At 65.7% G+C, this 24,053-nt stretch carries 19 protein-coding genes; 13 read left to right on the top strand and 6 right to left on the bottom strand.

The window, feature by feature from the left end; translation table 11 throughout:
• Positions 1 to 18: 18 nt before the first annotated feature.
• Positions 19 to 1,239: an Rv3212 family protein gene (locus MSTE_RS18180; protein WP_096503318.1), complete on the bottom strand. Its 1,221-nt coding sequence runs from the start codon at positions 1,237 to 1,239 to the stop codon at positions 19 to 21.
• Positions 1,236 to 2,705 carry a DEAD/DEAH box helicase gene (locus tag MSTE_RS18175; RefSeq protein ID WP_096503316.1) on the bottom strand — a complete coding sequence of 490 codons (1,470 nt, stop codon included), beginning with the start codon at positions 2,703 to 2,705 and terminating at the stop codon, positions 1,236 to 1,238. The genes MSTE_RS18180 and MSTE_RS18175 overlap by 4 nt, the downstream gene beginning before the upstream one ends.
• 265 nt (positions 2,706 to 2,970) lie before the next feature.
• On the opposite strand from MSTE_RS18175, the gene MSTE_RS18170 reads away from it, so the two are divergent.
• Positions 2,971 to 3,621: a ferritin-like fold-containing protein gene (locus tag MSTE_RS18170; protein WP_030096942.1), complete on the top strand. Its 651-nt coding sequence runs from the start codon at positions 2,971 to 2,973 to the stop codon at positions 3,619 to 3,621.
• A 9-nt stretch (positions 3,622 to 3,630) separates the two neighbouring features.
• Here the strand turns inward: MSTE_RS18170 and MSTE_RS18165 are convergent, their stop codons facing one another.
• Positions 3,631 to 4,359 carry an MmpS family transport accessory protein gene (locus MSTE_RS18165; RefSeq protein WP_096503314.1) on the bottom strand — a complete coding sequence of 243 codons (729 nt, stop codon included), beginning with the start codon at positions 4,357 to 4,359 and terminating at the stop codon, positions 3,631 to 3,633.
• 168 nt (positions 4,360 to 4,527) lie between these two features.
• Between MSTE_RS18165 and MSTE_RS18160 the strand changes: the two genes are divergently transcribed.
• The gene (locus MSTE_RS18160; protein WP_030096944.1) at positions 4,528 to 4,752 is read left to right on the top strand and encodes a DUF3107 domain-containing protein; all 225 of its coding nucleotides are present in this window, start codon (positions 4,528 to 4,530) and stop codon (positions 4,750 to 4,752) included.
• Here MSTE_RS18160 and MSTE_RS18155 read toward each other — a convergent pair.
• Positions 4,749 to 5,435, bottom strand: a complete 687-nt coding sequence (locus MSTE_RS18155) for a TetR/AcrR family transcriptional regulator (protein ID WP_096506065.1) — start codon at positions 5,433 to 5,435, stop codon at positions 4,749 to 4,751. The genes MSTE_RS18160 and MSTE_RS18155 overlap by 4 nt on opposite strands.
• Before the next feature lie 198 nt (positions 5,436 to 5,633).
• Between MSTE_RS18155 and MSTE_RS18150 the strand changes: the two genes are divergently transcribed.
• The 8 genes from MSTE_RS18150 to MSTE_RS18115 all read left to right on the top strand — a co-directional run bounded on the left by MSTE_RS18150 (position 5,634) and on the right by MSTE_RS18115 (position 15,336).
• Entirely contained in the window at positions 5,634 to 6,653 is a 1,020-nt protein-coding gene (locus MSTE_RS18150) for a DUF3152 domain-containing protein (RefSeq protein ID WP_162291456.1), read from the top strand.
• 107 nt (positions 6,654 to 6,760) lie between these two features.
• On the top strand, positions 6,761 to 7,927 hold the full coding sequence (moeZ, locus tag MSTE_RS18145) for an adenylyltransferase/sulfurtransferase MoeZ (protein WP_193442106.1): 1,167 nt from the start codon (positions 6,761 to 6,763) through the stop codon (positions 7,925 to 7,927).
• Between the two features lie 110 nt (positions 7,928 to 8,037).
• Positions 8,038 to 8,892, top strand: coding sequence for a TIGR02569 family protein (locus tag MSTE_RS18140; RefSeq protein ID WP_030096948.1), 855 nt, complete (start codon positions 8,038 to 8,040; stop codon positions 8,890 to 8,892).
• A gap of 136 nt (positions 8,893 to 9,028) precedes the next feature.
• Positions 9,029 to 10,474 (top strand): nitrate/nitrite transporter, encoded by a 1,446-nt coding sequence (locus tag MSTE_RS18135; RefSeq protein WP_096503308.1) that lies wholly within the window; start codon positions 9,029 to 9,031, stop codon positions 10,472 to 10,474.
• A 5-nt stretch (positions 10,475 to 10,479) separates the two neighbouring features.
• Complete coding sequence (gene nirB / locus MSTE_RS18130; protein ID WP_096506063.1) at positions 10,480 to 12,993, top strand: nitrite reductase large subunit NirB; 2,514 nt, start codon at positions 10,480 to 10,482, stop codon at positions 12,991 to 12,993.
• 121 nt (positions 12,994 to 13,114) lie between these two features.
• Positions 13,115 to 13,468 (top strand): nitrite reductase small subunit NirD, encoded by a 354-nt coding sequence (gene nirD / locus MSTE_RS18125; RefSeq protein WP_096506061.1) that lies wholly within the window; start codon positions 13,115 to 13,117, stop codon positions 13,466 to 13,468.
• On the top strand, positions 13,458 to 14,612 hold the full coding sequence (locus tag MSTE_RS18120) for a uroporphyrinogen-III synthase (protein ID WP_030096952.1): 1,155 nt from the start codon (positions 13,458 to 13,460) through the stop codon (positions 14,610 to 14,612). The genes nirD and MSTE_RS18120 overlap by 11 nt, the downstream gene beginning before the upstream one ends.
• Positions 14,605 to 15,336: a sirohydrochlorin chelatase gene (locus MSTE_RS18115; RefSeq protein WP_096503306.1), complete on the top strand. Its 732-nt coding sequence runs from the start codon at positions 14,605 to 14,607 to the stop codon at positions 15,334 to 15,336. Before MSTE_RS18120 ends, MSTE_RS18115 begins: the two co-directional genes overlap by 8 nt.
• Here MSTE_RS18115 and MSTE_RS18110 read toward each other — a convergent pair.
• Positions 15,310 to 15,606, bottom strand: a complete 297-nt coding sequence (locus MSTE_RS18110; protein ID WP_070938746.1) for an MGMT family protein — start codon at positions 15,604 to 15,606, stop codon at positions 15,310 to 15,312. The genes MSTE_RS18115 and MSTE_RS18110 overlap by 27 nt on opposite strands.
• Positions 15,607 to 15,608: 2 nt before the next feature.
• A complete protein-coding gene (locus tag MSTE_RS18105; protein ID WP_096503304.1) occupies positions 15,609 to 16,391 on the bottom strand; it encodes an alpha/beta fold hydrolase in 783 nt (260 codons plus the stop codon).
• A gap of 90 nt (positions 16,392 to 16,481) precedes the next feature.
• Here MSTE_RS18105 and MSTE_RS18100 point away from each other — a divergent pair, with 90 nt between their 5' ends.
• The 3 genes from MSTE_RS18100 to MSTE_RS18090 all read left to right on the top strand — a co-directional run bounded on the left by MSTE_RS18100 (position 16,482) and on the right by MSTE_RS18090 (position 24,052).
• Positions 16,482 to 19,655 (top strand): ATP-dependent helicase, encoded by a 3,174-nt coding sequence (locus MSTE_RS18100; protein ID WP_096503302.1) that lies wholly within the window; start codon positions 16,482 to 16,484, stop codon positions 19,653 to 19,655.
• Positions 19,652 to 22,894 carry an ATP-dependent helicase gene (locus MSTE_RS18095; protein ID WP_096506059.1) on the top strand — a complete coding sequence of 1,081 codons (3,243 nt, stop codon included), beginning with the start codon at positions 19,652 to 19,654 and terminating at the stop codon, positions 22,892 to 22,894. Before MSTE_RS18100 ends, MSTE_RS18095 begins: the two co-directional genes overlap by 4 nt.
• Positions 22,895 to 22,966: 72 nt before the next feature.
• Entirely contained in the window at positions 22,967 to 24,052 is a 1,086-nt protein-coding gene (locus MSTE_RS18090) for a potassium channel family protein (protein ID WP_096503300.1), read from the top strand.
• Position 24,053: the final 1 nt, after the last annotated feature.

Genomic DNA, 24,053 nt, shown 5'->3' with positions numbered 1-24,053 from the left:
GTACTGCGCGCGGGTGAGTCAGCCCAGGGTGAAGATTCGGGACCCGCGTTGCTCCACCAACGTATTGCCGACTACGGCGCTGATGACGGGGCCCTTCTCGTCAGCCGGGTCACGTTGTACGGCAATGGATTTCCGGAATTCTCCGGTGGTCATGTTGAAGACGTCGATCCCGCCCTCGACGGGGATCAGTAACTCACCGGCCATGGCCGTACCCGGCCCCAGTGGCTTCTTGGTGGTGGGCAGGACGAATCGGTAGGCGAGATCGAAGCCGCCCAGCACCAGCACCTGATTGCCCGTCCACCAGGTGACGACGTCGCCTGCCTGGGCGGCGGTGTTGGACTGGACCACCTCGCCCGGTAGGGCTGTCGCGCCGACGCGCATTCCGTGGTCGTCGAACACCACCAATTCATTGTGCGTGCCGGGCAGATACACGGCCGTCCGGGTTTCCGCGACCGCGAGCACCTTGGCCGCGGAGCCGCGTTCAACTCCGGGCAGCGCCGCCGAGTAGAGCTCCTCGGGCTTGTCGTTGTCTTTCGGCGTGGGCTTTTGCAACGTCAGCCGCAGGGTGGAGTCCTGCGGGCAGGTTTCCAGTACCGCGAGCACACTGGACCCGACGGCACCCGATTTCAGCGTGCAATCCACACGGGGCTGGCTGTTGGGGTTCAGGGGAGCGACGACTCGTCCGTACTCCAGGGTGCGCACCATGTCCGAACGCCACAGTTCAAGCCGGGTACTGCCGAGCGCCAGCACATAGGTGCCATCGGTGGACAACGACACCTTCGGGTCGTTGGGGCTGCTGCGCAGCGGGCCCCGGCGGCCGGTCTGTCCGTCGATCATGGTGACTTGGCCACATCCACGTGCGTCTCGATAGACCGCCACCGCGTCGTCGATGAAGCCGATCGCGCCGCACAGATCGAGATTGCGGCGCGCGTAAGACCACAGCTGGGCGCCGGTTACCGGGTCATGGGCCACCACTTCGTGTCCGTCGGCGCTGACGACCGCGCCGCTCGCGATGGCCGGCCCCTTGGTGGCTCCACTGGCGGCGGACCAGAGTTCGCGCACCGAGTCGGGAACCCGGGTAGCGCTCATCGGGCGTTTGATGTCGCCGGCTGCGGGATGGCTGACGGTGGCGCGGGCGTCGCTGGTCCACCAGATCGTGGCACCGGTAACGGCGACCACGGCGGCGATCACCGCCGCAGCAATGATGTCGGCCCGGCTGCGCCGCTCCGGTGCGATCACGCCGTGGCGGTGGTGGCAGCGGCCGCGTTGGGACGACGACGGCGCCGACGACGGCGCGCGGCAGCAGGCTGGTCACCCTCGGCGGTAGCCACTACCGCCGGTGCTTCGGCGGCCGAAGCGTCGGCGGACTCACCCGCGCGGGTGCGCCGACGGGTGCGGGTGCGCTTGGGCTTGTCGCCTTCGGTGCGCTCGGCCCGCGGCTCGCGGCGCTTGGGTCCGCCGGCGAACTTGGGGCCGACCGAACCGGTCACATCGGCGGGGATGTTCAGCTCGGTGAACAAATGCGGTGAGGTGGAATAGGTTTCGTCGGGATCGGGTACGCCGAGGCCGAGTGCCTTGTCGATCAGCTGCCAGCGCGCGATGTCATCCCAGTCGACGAGGGTGACCGCGATGCCGGTGCGTCCGGCACGGCCGGTGCGTCCGATGCGGTGCACGTAGGTCTTGTCGTCCTCGGGGCACTGGTAGTTAATGACGTGGGTGACATCGTCGATGTCGATGCCGCGGGCGGCAACGTCGGTTGCGACCAGCACGCTGATCTCACCGGAACGGAAGGCGGACAGCGCCTTTTCGCGCGCGATCTGACCGAGGTCACCGTGCACCGCGCCGACGACGAAACCGCGCTCGGCCAGCTCGTCGGACACCTTCTGGGCGGTGCGTTTGGTGCGGGTGAAGATCATGGTGGCGCCACGGCCCTCGGCCTGCAGGATGCGGCTGACCAGCTCGATCTTGTCCAGCGCATGTGCGCGGTACACGAACTGCTCGGTCGAGTCGTGCACAGACGATGAATGGGGGGCTTCGGCCCGGATATGGGTCGGACGATTCATGAACGTGCGGGCCAGGGTGATGATGGCATCGGGCATGGTGGCCGAGAACAGCATCGACTGCCGGCCCGATTCGGCGGACGGCGCCAGTGCCAGAATGCGCTCGATATCGGGCAGGAAGCCCAGGTCCAGCATCTCGTCGGCCTCGTCGAGCACCAGCATGGCCAGACCACCCAGCTGCAGGTGCCCCTGTTGTGCCAGATCAAGCAGACGTCCGGGTGTTCCGACAACGACATCCGCGCCGGCGCGCAGCGACTCGATCTGCGCCTCGTACGGGCGTCCGCCATAGATGGAGACGACGCTGAAGTCGCGGTCACCGGCCGACAGGTACTTGGATGCCTTGATGAGGTCTTCGTAGACCTGGATGCACAGCTCGCGGGTCGGCACCACGACCAGCGCGCGGGGGGTGCCGTTGAGCGGTCGATCCTCGACGCCGGTGGCGATGCGATGCAGCAGCGGGACGCCGAACGCGTAGGTCTTGCCCATACCGGTGCGGGCCTGGCCGATGAGGTCCGAGCCGCCGAGGGCGAGGGGAAGGGTGAGCTCCTGGATGGCGAACGGATGCTCGATTCCGACCTCACGCAGGGCGCGAACGATCTCGTCGCGGACCCCGAGCTGGGCAAAGGTGTGTTCGATGTGACTCATGGGTGGGTGTACGTACCTTTCGTGTTTTCGCTCAGCGCGCACGATCGGTAGGTCGGATTCCTAAGATTCCAAGGGGCCGGGCTCGCGTCTATTGGCGAGGGCAGCACGTGCACGCACATTTCCTGTGGGAGAAATCCCTGGGTGCTTCGTGGTCAGGGCGTTCGTCCTGCGACCATGGTAGCGGGTGAGCTGCGTTTTTCCGATTCGCCGTGCTTTGCCGCGCAGATCGGTGTTCTGCCGTGGGCCCCCGACTAGAGTTCCAGGCATGAGTACGGACCTCGATCCTCCCGGCGTCAATCAGCTGTTCGCGGTGATCGCGTACGGCGAGATCGCGGCGTTCTACCGGCTGACCGATGAGTCCAAGATGGCACCCGATCTGGCGAGCAAGATCGCCATCGCCAGCATGGCCGCTTCGCAGATGCGCCACTACGAGGTGCTGCGGGATGCGATGGAGGCCAACGGAGTTGATGTCCTGGCGGCCATGGAGCCGTACGTCAAGACACTGGAGAACTACCACTCGCTGACGCTGCCGCGGACCTGGCTGGAGGCCATGGTGAAGGCGTATATCGGCGACTCGTTGGCGGCCGATTTTTATGGCGAGGTCGTGGCCTCGTTACCGGGTGAATCGGCGGCGGTTCTCAAGTCGGTGTTGGGTACCACGGGGCATTCGGAGTTCGTTATCGCTCAGGTGCGTGAGGCAGTCAAGGACAACCCGCAGCAGCGCAACCGGCTCACCCTGTGGGGGCGGCGGCTGCTGGGTGAGGCCGTGACGCAGGCGCAGCACGTGCTGGCTGGGCACGATGAGCTCGCCGAGCTGGTGATGTCCGGCGATGCCGGTTTGGGGAACCTCAACGAGTTCTTCGAGCGGCTGCAGAAGGCGCACACCGAGCGGATGGCCGTCCTCGGGCTCGCGTAGCGACGAGATCTACTTGGCGCAGCGCGCGATGATGCTGTTGCTGCTCTGCACCGCCAGTATCTGACTCTCGCTGTTGGTGATCGAGCAGTTGATCTGGCTCGCGAAGCTTGTCGCGGTGATCGACCCGCCGGTGATGCCGGGGCTCGGGGTCACGATCATCGTCCAGGGCAGGGAGGCGCCGAGCACGGTCCGCGTTGTGCCGTTGCCGTCGGTGTAGGTGATCGTGAGCAGATCGCCCGGTGTCTGGTTTCCCGTCACGTAGTACGCGAATGCCGCGGGCGTGATCGGCCGCTGACCTTCCGGCGGAAGCATCGGGTTGGACGGGGGAGGCTCGGGTGCCGGCGCCTCGGTGGACGGCGCGGTGCTCGGCGTCTCCTGCACAGGGGTGCTCGTCACGGTTGTCGTCGACGGTTGCGTCGATGTCGCCGAGGGTGGCGGCGGGGGCGCGGTGGTGGTCACCGGAGTCAGCGAGGGCACGGGTGTGGTGATGGCGGCGGCCGGCGGCTTGTCTTCGCCGCCACTGAGCACGACCGCGGTCGCGATGACGGCGATCGCCAGCACGGCTCCGGCGATGGACGCGACCCATTTCCAGTTCTCGTTGGAGCCCGGGGGCCGGTACTCGAAGTCCTCGTCGAGACCCGAGTAATGGCTGTACTGCGGTGTCGTCTCGGAGTCGTACGGGTCGTCGTAGGGCTCGTAGTCACTCGAGTACCGAGAATCTCCGCGATAACCGACCATGATCAGCGCTTCCTCTCAGCCCCATATCAAATGTGAAATCTGATGCTGATGTTACTGCTGTGACTAAAGAACTGGCACGATCATGCGAGGTGTGTCGGCGTGAAGCGCGTCGGCTAACCTCGTCGATACGAGCTCAATGGTGGCTCGATAACTTGGAAAGGTGTCCCCGTGGAGATCAAGATCGGTGTCACAGATAGCCCGCGCGAGCTGGTCATTTCGAGCGATCAGACCCCGGCTGACGTCGAAAAGGTCGTATCCGCGGCGCTCGCCAAGGAATCGGATGTGCTGAACCTCACCGACCAGAAGGGTCGCAAGTACCTGATCTCGGCGGCCCGGATCGCCTACGTGGAGATCGGCGTTGCCGACGCGCGTCGCGTCGGTTTCAGCGGCTAGTCCAGCGGCTGCAGCGGAACGTGTGAGAGCCCGCCCCAGGCAAACCCGACGGTGGCGTTGACCGCGTCGTCCTTGGAGATGGGCTTCTCGTTGTCCAGCCAGTAGCGGGCGCTCACCTGACTGATCCCGACCAGGCCCACGGCCACCATGCGGGCATGGTGGGGGTCCAGTCCGGAATCGTGGCTGACCAGGTCGAAGACCGCGTCGGTGCATGCGCTGATCGCGCCTTCGACGCGTTCGCTGACCTGTGGGACGCCCACCAGGTCGTTTTCGAAGATCAGCCGGTAGCCCTGGCTGTCGTGCTCGACGAAATCGAAGAACGCCATCACGGCTGCGCGTAAGCGCTGACGGTTGTCGGTGGTGGTGCGCAACGCCTGTCGCACACTGGAAACCAGATTGTCGGCGTGCTTGTGCAGCACCTCGAGGTACAGCTCCAGCTTGCTCGGAAAGTGTTGGTAGAGAACTGGTTTGCTTACGCCCGCCCGTTCGGCGATTTCATCCATGCCCGCCGCGTGGTAACCGCGGTCGACGAATATCTCACTGGCAGAGCCCACCAGCTGGCCGCGGCGCTCGTCGCGCGGCAGTCGTCCACCACGTCGTGCATTTCCCTGAGTCGAATCCTGCGTCGCCACCGCCGAGTTCACCGTGCCTCGACGCCCGGCCAGATTCGCAAGATCACGCATGTCCTTATCCTCTGCGCGCACACGACGTAATGGTCGCCCACGCCATCTCACTCAAACGGCTATTCAATCCGCCTGAACCCGAACTACAGACAGTACTCCTGGCATCCGGCGGCGTGCCCGAGGCGTGATGGCCTGTCGCTATGCCATTCTTGCCCGGTGACCTACGACCGGCACCAATGGGCGCATAATCGTAGGTCCATGCCAGAAACCATGAGTCGACTCCCCGTGCAGGAGTCCTCCGAACGCTACGAGCCACTGCGCGCCCAGCGCGATCCGCTCGCCGAGGGAAGCGGACGTATCCGTTCAGACCGGCGCGATCGCGAACGCTGGCGCAAGCAGACTTGGCTCGGCCGTTTCATCTCCACCTATGGATGGCGCGCATACGCCATTCCGTTGCTGGTCGGGTTGACCGTCTTTGTCGGCTACCAGACGGTCACGCAGCGCGAACCCTCACACGCGGGTACCGGTCCTAACGAACCCGTCGCCGATCCGCCATCCATCGGCGCACTGGGTGACGCGATCATCGGCGCTCCACCCAAGGGCCTCACCCAGTTCGATGCGACCCTGCCCACCGGCGTGCTGCCGGAGGGGGAGTCGTTCACCGAGGCGGGCGCCAAGTCCTGGCACGTCGTACCGGGTACGACACCCCAGATCGGGACGGGCGCGGCGAAGGTGTTCGCGTACACCATCGAGGTCGAAGACGGCATCGACACCATGGGTTTCGGCGGCGACGATCTCTTCGCGCGCATGGTGACCGAGACATTGGCCAGCCAGAAGAGCTGGACGCATAATCCGCAGTTCGGGTTTGTTCGGATCGACTCCGGCACACCAGATTTCCGGATCTCGCTGACGTCGCCGGCGACGGTGCGCGAGGGCTGTGGCTACGAGATTCAGCTCGAAGCCTCGTGCTACAACCCGCGGTACGGCGAAAACGGTGACCGGCGCGTGTTCATCAACGAGGCGCGGTGGGTACGCGGTGCCGTGCCGTTCCAGGGGGACATCACCTCGTACCGCCAGTACGTCATCAACCACGAAGTCGGACATGCCATCGGTTATCGGGTCCACGAACCGTGCGAGCAGGACCAACAGCTGGCGCCGGTGATGATGCAGCAGACATTCAGCACCAACAACAACGACGCGGCGAAGTTCGACGCGGATTCGATCAAGCCCGACGGTAAGAGCTGCCGCACGAATCCCTGGCCGTATCCGATTCCGTAGCGGCACTCCCGGCTCGGGAAGGGTTGGCATCCCGATACTGTTGATGCAGTTGTAGCCCTTACAGACAGCCCTGAGGAACTCGAGTTACAGGAGTCACGGTGCCCACATTGCCGCCGTTGGTAAGTCCCGCCGCCGATCTGACCCGCGAGGAAGTGGCGCGGTACAGCCGGCATCTGATCATCCCCGACCTGGGCGGCGACGGGCAGAAACGTCTCAAGAACGCCAAGGTGCTCGTCATCGGTGCGGGCGGTCTCGGATCTCCGACACTCTTGTACCTGGCCGCCGCGGGTGTCGGCACCATCGGCATTGTCGAGTTCGACGTTGTCGACGAGTCCAACCTGCAGCGCCAGATCATCCACGGCCAGTCCGATATCGGCAGGTCCAAGGCGCAGAGCGCGCGTGACTCGGTGCTGGAGATCAATCCGCTGGTCGAGGTGCGGTTGCATGAGCTGCGCCTGGACCCCGACAACGCGCTGAACCTGTTCACGCAGTACGACCTGATCCTGGACGGCACCGACAACTTCGCGACGCGCTACCTGGTCAACGACGCCGCGGTGCTCGCACACAAGCCCTACGTGTGGGGCTCGATCTACCGTTTCGAGGGCCAGGTATCGGTCTTCTGGGAGGACGCGCCCGACGGGCTCGGATTGAATTACCGCGATCTGTACCCCGAGCCGCCGCCTCCGGGCATGGTGCCGTCCTGTGCGGAGGGCGGCGTGCTGGGCATCCTGTGCGCCTCCATCGCCTCGGTGATGGGTACCGAGGCCATCAAGCTGATCACCGGAATCGGCGACTCCTTGCTCGGCAGACTCATGGTGTACGACGCGCTCGACATGACCTACCGCACGATCAAGATCCGTAAGGATCCGGCCACGCCCAAGATCACCGAGCTCATCGACTATGACGCGTTCTGCGGCGTGATCAGCGACGAGGCGTCCGCTGCGGTCGCCGATTCCACCATTACCCCTCGTGAGCTGCGCGAATTGCTCGACGCCGACAAGAAGGTGGCGCTGATCGACGTGCGCGAGCCCGTCGAATGGGACATCGTCCACATCGACGGTGCCGAGTTGGTGCCCAAGTCGACGCTGGAGTCCGGAGCCGGCCTTGCCAAGCTGCCGCAGGACCGTCAGGCGGTGCTGTACTGCAAGACGGGGATTCGTTCGGCAGAGGCGCTTGTGGCCGTCAAGAAGGCGGGTTTCGCGGACGCGGTACACCTCCAGGGCGGCATCGCCGCCTGGGCCAAACAGGTGGACCCCGACATGGTCATGTACTGATCGATGGGAACCAGCAACAGCCCCATATTGCGGGACGTCCCATCTGTGACTGCCGACACGAACTCCGAGCGAACACAATCCAGTTCGTTGCAGGCGGTAACGTATCCCGCGTGACTGTGGACCGCCCACCCGAGCACGTGCTCGCGACTTACGGGCTCAGCGGCGTCAAACCAGTCCAGCTCGGCCCGACATGGGAGGGTGGCTGGCGCTGCGGTGAAGTGGTGTTGTCACTGGTAGCGGATCATGCGCGTGCCGCGTGGTCTGCCAAGGTGCGCGACACCCTGTTCATCGACGGGGTGCGGTTGGCCCGGCCGGTTCGCTCCACCGACGGGCGCTATGTCGTATCGGGTTGGCGTGCGGACACATTCGTTGCGGGTGCGCCCGAGCCCCGGCACGACGAGGTCGTGTCGCTGTCGGTGCGCCTCCATGAGGCCACCTCCAAGCTGGAACGTCCCCGATTTTTGACCCAGCCTCCGGTGGCGCCCTGGGCCGATGTCGATGTGTTCATCGCGGCCGATCGTGCGGCCTGGGAAGACCGACCTCTGCAATCCTGGCCCTCCGCGGCCCGGGTGTCGCCCGGTTCCCCCGATGGCCAGCGATCCATAGATCTGATCAATCAATTGGCGAGCCTGCGTCGGCCCACCAAGAGTCCACCGCAGCTGGTCCATGGAGACCTGTACGGTACGGTGCTTTTCGCGGGGGCCGCCGCGCCCGGCATCACCGACATCACGCCCTACTGGCGTCCTGCGTCCTGGGCGGCAGGTGTTGCGGTGGTGGATGCGCTGTCTTGGGGTGACGCGGACGACGGTCTTATCGAACGCTGGGCGACCTTGCCGGAGTGGCCGCAGATGCTGTTGCGGGCCTTGATCTTCCGGTTGGCCGTGCACGCACTGCACCCCCGTTCGTCTGCGCAGTCCTTCCCGGGGCTGGCGCGGACCGCGGCCCTGGTGCGCCTCACGCTGTAACGTGCATCACTTTTGGGCCTCGATGTGACACGTTCAGGGACCCTCACCGCGACATGACAGACTCATGTGAGCGAGATGTGATGGCTCGGTCATCGCCAGCAGCGCCGCTGCAACAAGATTTTTCTACCTTGCTTGCATGGCGAACAACACGGCAGCAGCCCCAATTGCACGGCGCGGACGCTGGATTGAGAACTGGGATCCGGAGGATGTCGCCGCCTGGGAAAACGGCGGTGCGAAAGTGGCGCGGCGCAACCTGATCTGGTCGGTGGTCGCCGAACACGTCGGGTTCTCGGTGTGGTCCATCTGGTCGGTGATGGTTCTGTTCATGCCGCAGAACGTCTATCACATCGATGCCGCCGGAAAGTTCTTCCTGGTGGCCATGCCGACCCTGGTCGGTGCCGTGCTGCGACTGCCATACACCTTCGCCACCGCATGGTTCGGTGGACGCAACTGGACCATCTTCAGCGCCTTGGTCCTGGCGGTGCCGACCTCGCTCGCCTTGTATTTCATGGCGCACCCCGAGACGTCGTACACCACCTTCATGATCGTGGCGGCGGTCGCGGGATTCGGTGGTGGAAACTTCGCCTCCTCGATGACCAACATCAATGCCTTTTATCCGCAACGCTTCAAGGGCTGGGCGCTGGGGCTCAACGCGGGTGGCGGGAACATCGGAGTCCCGGTGATTCAGGTGCTCGGCCTGCTCGTCATCGCCACCGCCGGGAACCGTTCACCGCACTGGGTGGCGGGTATCTACCTCGTGCTGATCGCCTTCGCCGCCGTGGGGGCGGCGCTGTTCATGGACAACCTCGCGAACCAGAAGACCGACGGCCGCTCGCTCATCAACGTGATGAAGTACCGGGATTCGTGGATCATCGCCTTCCTGTACATCGGCACCTTCGGTTCCTTCATCGGGTTCAGCTTCGCGTTCGGACAGATACTGCAGCTGAACTTCCTTGCCGGGCTCGCACACAGCGGCCTGACCCCGGCGCAGGCCGCGGCGCAGGCATCGCTGCACGCCGCGCAGATCGCATTCATCGGACCGCTGCTCGGCTCGCTGGCCCGCCCGTTCGGCGGCTGGCTTTCGGACCGCACGGGCGGCGGCAAGATCTCGCTGTACGCCTTTGTCGCGATGATCTTCGGCGCGGGCATCCTGGTATCCGCCGGAACCATCGACGACAGTACGGCCGGCGCACCCTCCGGAGCCATCATGACCGCCTACGTCGTGGGCTTCATCGTCCTGTTCGTTGTCTCCGGCATCGGCAATGGCTCGGTGTACAAGATGATTCCGTCGATCTTCGCCGCCAAGGCGCATAGCGCCGGACTCGATGAAACCTGGTCGCGCACCATGTCGGGTGCCTTGATCGGTGTGGCCGGAGCCATCGGCGCGCTCGGTGGTGTGGCCATCAACTTGGTGCTGCGCGCGTCCTACCTCAGTGCCGCCAAGTCGGCCACCATGGCGTTCTGGGTGTTCCTCGCCTTCTACGTGGTCTGCGCGGTGGTCACCTGGTACGCCTACGTGAGGCGCCCGGTGGGAGTCACCGTGCCGGTGCTCTCCAATTCCAAAGACGAAGTGGCGGTGTGAAAGTCATGAACAAGAAAGTCGTCGTCATCGGCCATGGAATGGTCGGCCACCGATTTGTCCAGGTGCTTCGCGAGCGTGACGCCACCGATCAGTGGCAGGTCACCGTCCTCGGCGAGGAAGCCGACGCCGCCTACGACCGCGTGGCCCTGTCCTCGTACATCGAGAGCTGGGACCGGGACTCGTTGGCGCTCATCGGAAACAGCTATGCCGATGACCCCATGGTGACTCTTCATCTCGGGGACCGGGTGGTCGGAATCGACCGGGCGGGGCAGACGGTCACCACCGAGGCGGGCACCGTCCTGGATTACGACGCGCTCGTGATGGCCACCGGCTCATACCCGTTTGTGCCCCCGGTGCCCGGTGGTGACGCCGACGGCTGCTTCGTCTACCGCACCATGGATGATCTGGACGCCATCAAGGCCGTCGCCGACAAGTCGCCCGGTGCTGCGGGTGTCGTCATCGGCGGTGGGCTGCTCGGTTTGGAAGCCGCGAATGCGTTGCGCCTCATGGGCTTGGCCCCGCACGTCGTGGAGCTCAATCCTCGCCTCATGCACCTGCAGGTCGACGAGGGTGGCGGTGCCCTGCTGACCCGGCTGGTGACCGATCTCGGGCTGACGGTGCACACCAGCGTGTCCACGGCGGCCATCGAGAAGGCAGAAGACGGAACGCTGTCCATACAGCTGTCGGACGGATCCGCGATCGATGCCTCGGTGTTGGTGTTCTCGGCGGGCATCCGGCCGCGTGATGAGCTGGCCCGGGAATGCGGCCTTGAGTTGGCCGAACGCGGAGGCATATTCACCGATTCCGGTTGCCAAACAAGCGATCTGCACATCTATGCGATCGGTGAAGTAGCCGCCATCGAGGGCCGCTGCTATGGGCTCGTCGCGCCCGGGTACACGACCGCCGAGATTGTCGCGGACCGGCTACTCGGCGGCACCTCCGAGTTTCCGGGCGCCGATCTGTCCACCAAGCTCAAGTTGCTCGGGGTGGATGTCGCCAGCTTCGGCGATGCCCACGGTACCTCCGACGGTGCCCTGGAGGTCGTCTTCAATGACGCCACCAAGGGCACCTACGCCAAGCTTGTGGTCTCCGACGATGCGCGAACCTTGTTGGGCGGCATCCTCGTCGGTGACGCGAGCGCCTACGGCACCCTGCGGCCCATGCTCGGCCGGGAACTGCCGGCAGACCCGGCTGCACTGATCGCGCCCTCGGGTGCGGAGATCGGCGTCGGCGCACTGCCCGATGACGCGCAGATCTGCTCGTGCAACGCGGTGACCAAAGGCGCGATCTGCAGTGCCATCTGTGAGGGTGCCACCGATGTGCCCGCTCTCAAGGCGGCAACCTGCGCCGGAACATCCTGCGGTAGCTGCATTCCCATGCTCAAGCAGATCCTGGCCGCTCAGGGTGTCGAGCAGTCCAAGGCGCTGTGCGAGCATTTCGCACAGTCGCGCGCCGAGCTGTTCCAGGTGGTGCAGGTGACCGGCATCCGGACATTCTCGGAGCTGATCGCCAAGCACGGCACCGGAACCGGCTGCGATATCTGCAAGCCCACGGTCGCGTCCATCTTGGCCTCGACGTCCAGCGATCACATCCTGGAGGGGGAGCAGGCCGCGCTGCAGGACACCAACGACCACTTCCTGGCCAACATGCAGAAGAACGGCACTTATTCAGTGGTGCCGCGCCTGCCGGGCGGCGAAGTGACCCCGGAGAAGCTCATCGTCATCGGCGAAGTAGCCAAGGAATTCGGGCTGTACACCAAGATCACCGGTGGTCAGCGCATCGATCTGTTCGGAGCCCGGGTCGAGCAGCTCCCGCTGATCTGGAAGCGACTCATCGACGCCGGCATGGAATCCGGGCAGGCTTACGGCAAGTCCCTGCGCACCGTGAAGAGTTGCGTGGGTTCGACGTGGTGCCGGTACGGGGTTCAGGATTCGGTGGGCATGGCCGTCGAACTCGAATTGCGTTATCGCGGTCTGCGTTCCCCGCACAAGCTCAAGATGGGCGTGTCGGGATGTGCCCGCGAATGCGCCGAAGCCCGGGGCAAGGACGTCGGTGTCATCGCCACCGAGAACGGCTGGAATCTTTATGTCGGAGGTAACGGTGGCGCCACCCCGGTGCACGCCAAACTGCTCGCCGGAGATCTGGATTCAGAGACGCTGATCAAGTACATCGACCGTTACCTGATGTTCTACATCCGCACCGCGGACCGGCTGCAGCGCACGGCGCCGTGGCAGGAAGCGATCGAGGGTGGTCTCGATCACATCCGTGCGGTGGTATGCGAGGACTCGCTCGGTATCGCCGATGACCTGGAAGCCGCCATGGCACGTCACGTTGAGGGCTACTCCGACGAATGGGCGGCCGTCCTGGCCGACGAGGACAAGCTGCGCCGGTTCGTGTCGTTCGTGAACGCGCCCGAAGAGCTCGACTCCACCATCGCATTCGACGACAGCGGCCCGCGGAAGATTCCGGTGCTCTTGGGTACCCCGGGATTCAGGTCCGCCACCGAGTCCGCAACGTAGCGAACCGGCGGCGGTAATACCCGGGTAACACAACAGGGGTAGACATGACACAACACAACGAGAAGGAGGGCCGGAGATGACAATTCTGGACGCTCGCCCCCGTCTGAGGCGATACCAGTACGTGTGGTCGACGGTCTGTGCGGTGGACTCGCTCACTCCTGGCCGGGGTGCTGCGGTACTCCTTCCGGATGATGTGCAGGCTGCACTGTTTCTGCTGTCCAATGGAGAGCTGTACGCGGTCGGTAACATCGATCCATACGGTCATGCCGCCGTCATGTCGCGCGGTTTGACCGGTGACCGTGGCGGCGAGCCGACAGTGGCTTCGCCGCTGCTCAAGCAGGTCTTCTCGCTAATAGACGGGCGTTGCCTCGATGATGCGTCGCGCCGGTTGCCAGTCTTCGAGGTGCGGGTGGTCAATGGAAACGTCGAAATCGGAATGCTCAGGAGCCGACACCGGAACGCGGTTGCCGCGTAACGAACAAGAGCGTCGGCTCGACGGGTTCACCATCGGTGTCACTGCTGCGCGCCGGTCGGAGGAATTGATCGCACTCCTGGAACGCCGGGGCGCTGCAGTTGTGTACGCCGCGGCCATCCGGATCATCCCGCTCGCGGATGACGCCGAGTTGCGCGAGGCCACCGAGCTCGTCATCGCCGACCCGCCCGACGTCACGGTGGCCACCACCGGAATCGGGTTCCGTGGCTGGATCGAAGCCGCTGACGAATGGGGTGTGGCTGAAGGTCTCAAGTCGGCGTTGGAGTCCGGGCGTTTGGTCGCCCGCGGGCCGAAAGCTACTGGGGCGATTCGCCAAGCAGGTCTGCGTGAAGAGTGGTCACCCGCGTCCGAGTCGTCAGCGGAGGTGCTGGATAGGCTCCTGGAAGAGGGTGTCGAGGGCCGGCGTATCGCCGTGCAGCTTCACGGTGCCGCCACCGAGTGGGAGCCCATCGCCGATCTCTGTGAAGCGCTGACAATCGCTGGTGCGCAGGTGATTCGGGTGCCGGTATACCGTTGGGAACCGCCGGAGGACCAGCGGCCGATGGACCGCATGATCTCCATGGCCATCAATGCCGAGCTGGACGGGATCAGTTTCACAAGCGCTCCCGCGGTGGCATCAATGCTTGGTCGCGCCAAGGCAACCGGGCGATTGGATGAGCTACTGTCCGCGCTGCGGGGCAGAGTGGCGCCGCTGTGTGTTGGCCCGGTGACCGCGGCGCCGCTGGAAGTGTTGGGTGTGCAGACAACGCAACCCGAACGAGCGCGGCTGGGGGCGTTGGCCCGGCACGTTGCTGATGAATTGCCCAGGCGTGCACCGCGTTTCCATGCCGGCGGGCATGTTGTGAGTGTGCGCAGCTGCGGGATTGCGGTTGACGGCGAGACGCGTCAGATCTCTCCGGCGGGAATGGCGTTGATGAAACGGCTGATGGTGCGTCCAGGTCAGGTGGTATCTCGCGAAGATCTGTTGGGTGTCCTGCCCGGCGGCGGAGACGACACCCATGCGGTTGAGACGGCGATGACGCGCCTGCGGTCTGCGCTCGGTGCGCCGAAAGTGATTCAGACAGTGGTCAAGCGGGGTTATCGGCTGGCGATTGATCCGACCATGATTGGAGAATGCCATGGATGACGGTCTTCGCACACGGGGTTCGTCCGCAGTTGAATACGTCTTGGTCGCACATGGAACGCGTTCGGCCGCCGGCGTGGAGAACATCGCGGCGCTTGCTGAGGCGGTGTCGTCGCGCATAGGTGCGGTGCGCACCGCATTCGTCGATGTGCTGGGTCCTACCCCGTCAGAGGTGCTGTCGACGATCGAAGGTCCCGCGGTCTTGGTTCCGGCCTTTCTGGCATCGGGATATCATGTGCACCACGATATTCCGCAGCATGTCGAGCTCAGTGGACATCCCAACGTCGCGGTGACCCAAACATTGGGGCCCGATCCGGTGCTGGCCGGGGTGATGGCCGAGCGGTTGCGCGAGGCCGGGTGGCGTCATGGCGATGCGGTGGTGCTCGCGGCGGCAGGGTCTTCTGATCCCCGGGCTCGTCATGAGGTGCACACCGCGGCGAACATGCTGGCGCATCACACCGGCCCCGTCAGGGTGGGCTATGTCGCCACAGGTGAACCGCGGGTGCCCGACGTGGTCGCAGCAGCGCGTGCGAGCGGCCGGCGTGTGTTCATCGCGTCATATCTTTTGGCGCAAGGACTGTTTCAGGAGCGCCTGGCCGAGTGCGGGGCCGATGGCGTCGCGCAGCCGTTGGGTGTGCATCCCGAGATTGTGAATCTCCTGGTACGCCGGTTCGCTTCGGCGGCGGCGGTGCCGGGTGCGCTAGAAGCCGTGGCGGACGTCGCGTAACGCGATTCGTCCGTCCACCGCCAGCACGCCCTCGGCCCTCAACAGTTCGAGCTGTCGGGTCCGGATATGAGGTGCGGGGCGACCGCTTGCCCCGATGACACGATGCCAGGGGAGGTCGGCCGAATCGGTGCGCATGATCCATCCGACGATTCGTGCGCTGGAAAGGCCTGCCGCGTCGGCGATATCGCCGTATGTGGCCACCCGACCGGCCGGTATCGACGCGACCAGCGAGCGCACCAGCTCGACTTGTTCTTCGGTGACGGTCGCCATGTTTACTCCAGGTGTGACCGTATCGCGGCGGCGGTTTCGGCGGGTCGTGATTGGGACACCATGTGGTCGCAGTCGATGTCTATCAGTTCGAACCGGTCGCCGAGCCTGGCGGCAAGAGCGTCCAGCAGTCCGGTGGTCACATAGGGCGGTGAGGTCCGGGTAGCACGCAGTAGGGTAACGCGAATAATGTTGTCCGGCAGAGCGATATCGCGGGCCAGCTCGCTCCATGCGGTGACTACGGCGGGTAGATTCATGCGCCAGCCCCACCGACCGTTCGGCAGTTCGATCAGGTGTTCATCCAGTTCTGCCTCAATGACGTGGTCCGGGACGTCCGACCACGCTCCCGCGACCTTGTCCGACTTTGCCTCGGCACGGTCGGTGTAATCCGGATAGGTCACCATCTGTTCGGCGATCTGACGCATCCAGTCGCCGTCCAGTCCGATCGCCGGGTCCAGCAGCACGAGCGACTTCACGAGGTCGGGTCTGCGCGCGGCCAGATGCAACGCGGTGGCGCCACCGAACGAGTGCGCCACCACCACGATGGGCCCCGAGTGCGTTTCGTCGAGCACCGCGGCAACCGCATCGGCATGCGCTTCCAGTGACCACGGCGCGGGCGCGGGGGAGCGCCCGTGGCCCAGCAGGTCCAGTGTCAGGGTGGGCACATCCGGCAGGTGCTCGTCGAGAAGCGGCGCCCAGCGCTTGCCGTGTCCGGTGAGTCCGTGCAACGCCACGAGACGCGCGGGTTCATCGGGGCCGTACCGGTGGGTCTTCAGCGTCGGTGTCACCCGCGGAATCCTGCCACGATCCGCGTGCGATCTCAGCTCGGGACACCCAGGTCAGATCCGGTTGTCAGACCCTCATGCTGTGATCTGCACATGCCGACGCCGACCGCCTCCCCCCGATCGTGGGACGGCGCGGCGGCAGATCTGCTGGACCCGGCCCGGCAGGGCCGGTTCGTCGTGGTCGGCGGTAGCGGAACCGGCAAGACGAGCCTGCTGGTAGACATCGTGGCGGCGCGAACCGCCGCGGGCGCGAGCCCGGAATCCATTCTTGTGCTCACGGGTTCCACCCGGGCGAGCGTCGAACTGCGCAGCCGGATCTCTGCGGCGGTGTTCGAGCGCCGCGGAACCATGGCCATCCGTGAACCCATGGTCCGCACCGTGCACTCGTATGCCTTCGCCATGCTGGCCGCCCACGCCGCCCGCCAGGGCAATCCGCCGCCGCGTTTGATCACTGCTGCCGAACAGGACAGCATTGTGCGGGACTTGTTGTGCGGCAACGCTGAAGACAATGGTGGCTCCTGGCCCGCCTCGCTGCGGCCCGCGTTGACGACGGCCGGTTTCGCGACCGGTGTTCGAGATCTCATGGCGCGGTGCACCGAGCGCGGTATCGACGCGAGGGATCTTCGTGCCATAGGTCGGCGGCACAACCGCCCGGAGTGGGTCGCGGTTGCCGACCTCGCGCGGCAATATGAGGAGGTCATGCTGCTGCGCTCCTCGGTGGGGATGGCGGCTCCACAGGCCACGGTGCCTGCACTCGGAGCCGCCGAGTTGGTCGGATCGGTGCTGGAAAACTTCGCCATCGAGCCGGGAATCCTTGCCGCCGAGCGCGATCGGATCGGCCTTCTTCTCGTCGACGATTCCCAGCACCTTGATCCGCAGGCCGCGCTGTTGGTGCGACTCCTGGCGGGGGGTGCCTCGCTGTCGGTGTTCACGGGTGACCCCAACCAAACCGTGTTCGGATTCCGCGGGGCCGACGCCCAGCTCTTGCAGACCACCGCCGACGACGGGGCCACGACCATCGAGCTGCACAGTTCACATCGCTGCGCTGCCCCGGTCGCCGAGCTTGCGAACACCGTGGCAGGACGGCTACCCGGAAGCTCACCTGCCCGCATGATCGGCGGGGCGGAGAACGTCTCGGGCGCCGTTCGTCTGGCCGCCGTGTCCACCGAAACCGCGGAGGCGTCGCTCGTTGTCGACCTTCTGCGGCGCTCCCACCTGATCGATGGGGTGCCGTGGTCTCAGATGGCGGTCATTGTCAGGTCGGTGCCGCGCAGTGGCGCGGCACTGCGACGCGCTCTGCAGTCGGCCGGTGTCCCAGTGCATGCGGAGTCGTATGACGGTCCGGTGGCCGCTGTTCCGGCCGTACATGCGCTGCTGCTGGCGGTGTCCTGCGCGCAGGGCAGTCTGAACGACGAGGATGCGGTGACATTGGTGACCGGTCCGATCGGGCGTGTGGATCCGGTAGCGCTCAGGCGGTTACGCCGCCAATTGCTGCGGGCCGAGGAAGCCCGGGGCGGGGACGGAAACAGCGCCGTGCTGTTGCGTTCGGTTCTGGTCGATACCGACGACGCGCGGCTCAGGGCGCTCACCGACATCCAGGCCGCGCCACTGCGACGCGTGCGTGCGGTTATCGCCTCCGTGCGCGGGGCCATCATCTCCGGCGCCGGCGTCCTCGACGTGCTGTGGGCGGCGTGGATTCGGTCGGGTCTGCAACGCCGTTGGGACGGGCTGTCGCAACGGGGAGGTCCGCTGGGTGCGCAAGCAGACCGCGACCTCGACGCGGTGTCCGCACTGTTCGACCTGGCATCCGAACATGTGGCGCGCACACCAGGTATCGGAGTGACGGGACTGATCGACCACATCCGTTCACTGGCGCTCGCCGGTCAGCACACGACGGGTGAGCCCGATGCGGTGTCCATCGTCAGCGCGCACGCAGCCGTGGGACGGCAGTGGGATGTGGTCGCGATCCCCGGTGTGCAAGAGGGGCTGTGGCCGAACACCGCGCCGCGGGGTGGGGTGCTGCGCACCCAGGAGCTGATGGATGTGCTGGCAGGCATTGACCACCCCGCATGTGTCGATGGGGCGGCGGTAGCGCTCGCTGAGGAACGCCGACTGCTGCTGCTGGCCGTGGGTAGGGCGGCTCGCCGGGTGCTCGTCACGGCTGTCGACAACGAGAATGCCGATGTGGGCGGCGGTTCCGCGATGGCCTCCCGCTTTCTCACCGAGCTCATGGTCGCGCATCCGCAATGGGTGATGCCGGAACGTCGCGCGGGAGTGCCGGAGTCCCGGACCCTGACCACCGCCAACCTCGTCGGAGAACTGCGGGCCGTCGTCACCGCATCCACGGGCACCGTGAGCGATGCTCGTCGTCGCGCGGCAGCGCGTCAGCTGGCTCGCCTTGCGGAGGCCGGTGTCTCCGGCGCAGACCCCGGGTCTTGGTACGGGCTCGCCGATGTCAGTAGCGAGGATCCGCTGTGGCATGCCGAGGACGGCCCGGTTCGCTTGTCACCATCCAACGTCGAGACGCTGATGGCCTGCCCGCTGCGTTGGCTGCTGGAACGGCATGGCGGCACCGATCTGACCGATCCCCGCCGGGCGCTCGGGACACTGGTGCATGCGCTCGTCGGTGAGCATCCCGCGGATACCGAGGCCATGTATCGCGAGCTCGACAAGGCTTGGGAATCAATGCCATTCGAGTCGCAGTGGTATGCGAGTAACGAGCTGCGCAGGCATCATGAACTACTGGAGGCGTTCTCCGCGTGGCGTACGGCAACGCGCAGTGAACTCACCGAAGTCGCTCGAGAGATCGGCGTCGACGGGGTGCTCACGCACGCCGAGCACCCGCAGGTGCGGCTGGTCGGCCGCATCGATCGGTTGGAACGGGACGCCGAGGGACGCGCCGTCGTCATCGATATCAAGACCGGAAAGAGCCCTGCCACTAAGGACGATGCGCAACAGCACGCCCAGCTCGCCACCTATCAGGTCGCCGCTGCCGAAGGCCTCATCGCGGGACAGCCGGCGGGTGAGCCCGGTGGCGGCCGATTGGTGTACGTCGCCAAACCGAACCTCGATGACGGGGCTACTCAACGTCATCAGGACCCGTTGACGCCTGCCGCTCAGGAGGCCTGGCGTGACACCATCCACACCGCCGCGGCCAACACGAAGGGGCCGCTGTTCATCGCGCGGGTCAATGACGGATGCGGGCACTGCCCGCTGCGCGCATGCTGCCCCGTGCAGGCAGATGGGCAGGCGGTGTGCCAGTCGTGAGCACCTACTCTCCGTCCGAACTATCCAGGGCTTTAGGGCTTTTCGAGCCCACTGACGAGCAGGCCGCCGTCATCGGCGCGCCACCGGGCCCCATGGTGGTCATCGCGGGTGCCGGGGCGGGCAAGACCGAGACAATGGCCGCGCGGGTGGTGTGGTTGGTGGCCAACGGCTATGCCACCCCCGGTCAGGTGCTCGGGTTGACGTTCACGCGCAAGGCCGCGGGGCAGTTGTTGCGCAGGGTCAGATCGCGGCTGGCCAGGCTGGCGGGAAGCGGGATCATGGATCCGGTCAGGGCCGACGAACCCGATCCGGTGATCGCCACGTACCACGCCTATGCGGGAACCTTGCTGCGCGAGCATGGATTGCTATTGCCCATGGAGCCCAACGCGCGGCTGCTGACGGAAACGCAGTTGTGGCAGTTGGCGTTCCGGCTGGTCTGTGACTTCGACGGGGATCTGGATACGGAGAAGACGCCCGGTGCGGTCACCGCTCAGGTGCTCGCGTTGGCCGGTCAGCTGTCCGAACATCTGGTGGACACCACCGATCTGCTCTCCTCGCACGACGAGCTGGAACAGCTGATTCACACTCTGCCGCCGGGCCCGTACCAGCGGGAGGGTCGACCAAGCGCCTGGCTGCTGCGGCTGATCGAGACACAGCATGAACGAACGCAACTCGTCGCGATCGTCGCCCAGCTGATAGAGCAGATGCGTGCCCGCGGTGTTCTCGATTTCGGAGCACAGATGTCGCTGTCGGCCCGTCTGGCCGCCGAACATCCCATCGTCGGACAGACCCAGCGGGATCGTTATCGGGTGGTGCTTCTCGACGAGTACCAGGACACCGGTCATGCTCAGCGCATCCTGCTGTCGTCGTTGTTCGGGCGCGGCGTCGATCCCGAGCTGGCGTTGACGGCGGTGGGTGATCCCATCCAGTCCATCTATGGCTGGCGTGGCGCGTCGGCGACCAATCTGCCCCGATTCACCACCGATTTCCCGCTGCCGGACGGCTCACCGGCGCCCACAAGGGAACTGCGCACCAGTTGGCGTAACCCCCCCGAGGCTCTGCACCTGGCCAATGCCGTGTCCGAGGAAGCGCGACGGCGCTCGGTGGCGGTGCGGCCGCTGCGCCCTCGCCCGGACGCTACCTCGGGCAACATCGCCTGCGCACTGTTCGGCGATATCGTCGCCGAACGAGAATGGGTCGCAACGAAACTGGCCTTTGTGTACGAGGAGGCGCGTCGTGATGGGACCCGTCCGCCGTCGTCGGCGGTGCTGGTCCGCCGCAACAGTGATGCCGCCCCCATGGCTGAGGTCCTTGCTGCGCACGGTGTTCCGGTCGAAGTGGTCGGATTGACAGGTCTGCTCGGTCTTCCTGAGGTCGCCGACACCGTGGCGATGCTTCGTCTTGTCGCGGATCCGACCGCGGGTCCGGCTGCGCTGCGGGTGTTGACCGGTCCGCGATGGCGCCTTGGCGCTCATGACCTGGCGGTGTTGTGGCGGCGGGCGATGGCATTTGGTCGCGGCGGCTCCGACATGGCGGGGGAGAATGCCGACATACCGTGTCTGGCCGACGCCATCAGCGATCCCGGTGCTCCCGAACAGTATTCATCGGAGGGCTGGACGCGACTGACGGCGTTGCGGCGGGAACTGACCGCATTACGCACCCGGCTCGGCATGCCGCTCACCGACCTGATCTGCGAGGTGCAGCGGGTGTTGGCGCTGGATGTCGAGCTCATAGCGGGACAACGCAGCGGTGGCCTGGACCAACTGCGTGCGTTCACCGATGTGGCTGCCGGATTCGCGGAGGCAGCCGACCAGAGCGACCCGGTTGGCGTGATCGCCGCGTTCTTGCAATACCTGGATGCGGCATGGGAGGTCGAAAAGGGTTTCGCGCCGGTGGAAGTCGCGAGTAGCCCGGGCCGGGTACAGATTCTGACCGTGCATTCGGCCAAGGGTTTGGAATGGGATGTGGTCGCGGTCCCGCATCTGAGTGCCGGGGTGTTTCCCTCGGGTGTGGCCGCGCCGACCTGGCTGACAAGCGCCACCGAGCTGCCGCCCTTGGTACGCGGCGATCGTGCCACCCTGGGGGATCGTTTCGGGGTCCCGCAGCTGGACACAGAGGGCATCACGAACCGTAAACAGCTCTCCGACGCCATCGCGCGACACAAGGACAGCCTGGCCACTCGCCGAATCGACGAGGAACGGCGACTGCTGTACGTGGCGGTCACCAGGTCGGCCGAGCAGCTCTTCGTCTCGGGACATCATTGGGGCCAGACCGGACTCAAACCCAAGGGCCCGTCCGACTTTCTGATCGAGTTGCGCGATGTGATCGAAGACGCGGTCACTCAAGGCATCCCGTGCGGAATCGTCGAGGAGTGGGCCCCCGCGCCTGCGGCGGGCGAGCGCAACCCCATGCTCGATCAGACCGTTGAGGCACAATGGCCCGCCGACCCGCTGGCGGGCAGGCGCGGCGACATCGAAGCAGGGGCGCAGCTGGTGCGCGAGGCGCTGGCCGATACCGCCGAGCCGGTCGACGACGAGGATCCCGACGGCTGGGCCGCCGATGTCGACGCTCTGTTGCGTGAACGAGAGCAGGCCCATCGTCGTCCGGAACGGACTCTTCCACAGCATCTTTCGGTGACAAGCCTGGTCGAGCTACGGCACGATCCGCAGGCGCTCGCGCGCAGGCTTGCCCGCCCGCGCCCCACGCGTCCTGACCTCGAAGCCCGTCGCGGTACCGCCTTCCATTCCTGGGTACAGCGTCACTACGGGGCGGTACGTCTCATCGATTTCGAAGATCTGCCGGGCGACGGCTACGGGGAGTTCGAAGATGCCGAGGATCTCGCGGCGCTGCAGTCGGCGTTCCTCTCCTCGGAATGGGCGGATCGAACTCCCGTCGATATCGAGGTGCCGTTCGAGATCTCTGTCGCCGGGACCGCCGTCCGCGGGCGGATCGACGCGGTGTTCGGACCCGACACCAGCACCGACGGAAACTGGACAGTGGTGGACTGGAAGACCGGGCATGAGCCGTCGGGTGCCGAGATGGAGGCTGCCGCCCTGCAGCTGGCCGCCTACCGGCATGCCTGGGCGGCGCTGCAGGGCATCGATCCCGCGCGGGTGAGTGCGGTGTTCCACTACGTGCGTACGGGGCGCACGGTCGCCCCCACCGAACTGCCCGAGCTGCCGCAGGCAACGGAGCTCGCGAGGCTGACTTCGGAGGCAACTTCGGCGCGAAGTCGCTAGCCAACGCGAATGACGGGCGCCATGTGAGTAGATTGACACCCGTGCAACCGGTGACTCGGACGCGATCGGCATATGGCCGGTAAGTTTCGCCAGCGGTTCCGTGGCATCGACCAGGCGCTGACCGCACAGCCAGACCATGCTCTCGTCGGTGTGCTGCGTATCCCGCAGAACGCCGCCAGCCCATGGCGGGCCATCGGAAAACGGATCCTCATCGCGGTGGGCACGCTCTTCGCCGCGGTGCTCGTGGTCTACGCCGATCGCAGCGGCTACCGCGATGTCGCATCCACCCCGGAGGAAAGCGATCCGCTCAGCTTCCTCGATTGCTTCTACTACGCGACCGTCTCGCTCTCTACCACCGGCTATGGCGACATCACCCCGTACACCGAGGGTGCGCGTCTGGTGAACATTCTGGTGATCACGCCGCTGCGGCTGCTGTTCCTGATCGTTCTGGTCGGCACCACGGTGGAAGCACTCACCGAACGTTCGCGTCAAGCACTCAAGATCCAGCGATGGAGGTCCCGCGTGCGCAACCACACCGTTGTCGTCGGATACGGCACCAAGGGAAAGACCGCCGTCCAGGCGATGCTTTCCGATGGCGCTACCCCGGCCGAGATCGTGGTCGTTGACGAAGACCAGATGGCCCTGGATTCGGCGGCCGCCGCAGACCTGGTGACGGTGCGTGGCAGCGCTACCAAGTCGGACGTGCTGCGTCTGGCGGGTGTGCAAAACGCCAAGTCGATCATCGTGGCCGCCAATCGGGACGACACCTCGGTGCTGGTCACGCTCACCGCACGGGAGTTGGCGCCCAACGCCAAGATCGTCGCCGCGATCCGCGAGGCAGAGAACGTGCACCTGCTGCGCCAGTCGGGCGCCGACTCGGTGGTGGTCTCCTCGGAAACGGCGGGACGACTGCTCGGCATCGCCACCTCGACACCGCGCGTCGTCGAGATGATCGAGGACCTGTTGACCCCGGAGGCGGGGTTCGCGATCGCCGAACGCGAGGTGGAGCGCAGCGAGGTCGGCGGTTCGCCGCGTCATCTCTCGGACATCGTCTTAGGTGTGGTGCGCGATGGCACCCTGCACCGGGTCGATGCACCCGAGGTCGATTCCATCGAGGCATCCGATCGCCTGCTCTACGTCCGCAACGCCGGAGCATGAC

Origin of the sequence: [Mycobacterium] stephanolepidis, from assembly GCF_002356335.1 — a bacterium.
GTDB classification, from domain to species: domain Bacteria; phylum Actinomycetota; class Actinomycetes; order Mycobacteriales; family Mycobacteriaceae; genus Mycobacterium; species Mycobacterium stephanolepidis.
Note: the sequence above shows the minus strand (reverse complement) of the source record. Positions and strands in the feature narration are given on the sequence as shown.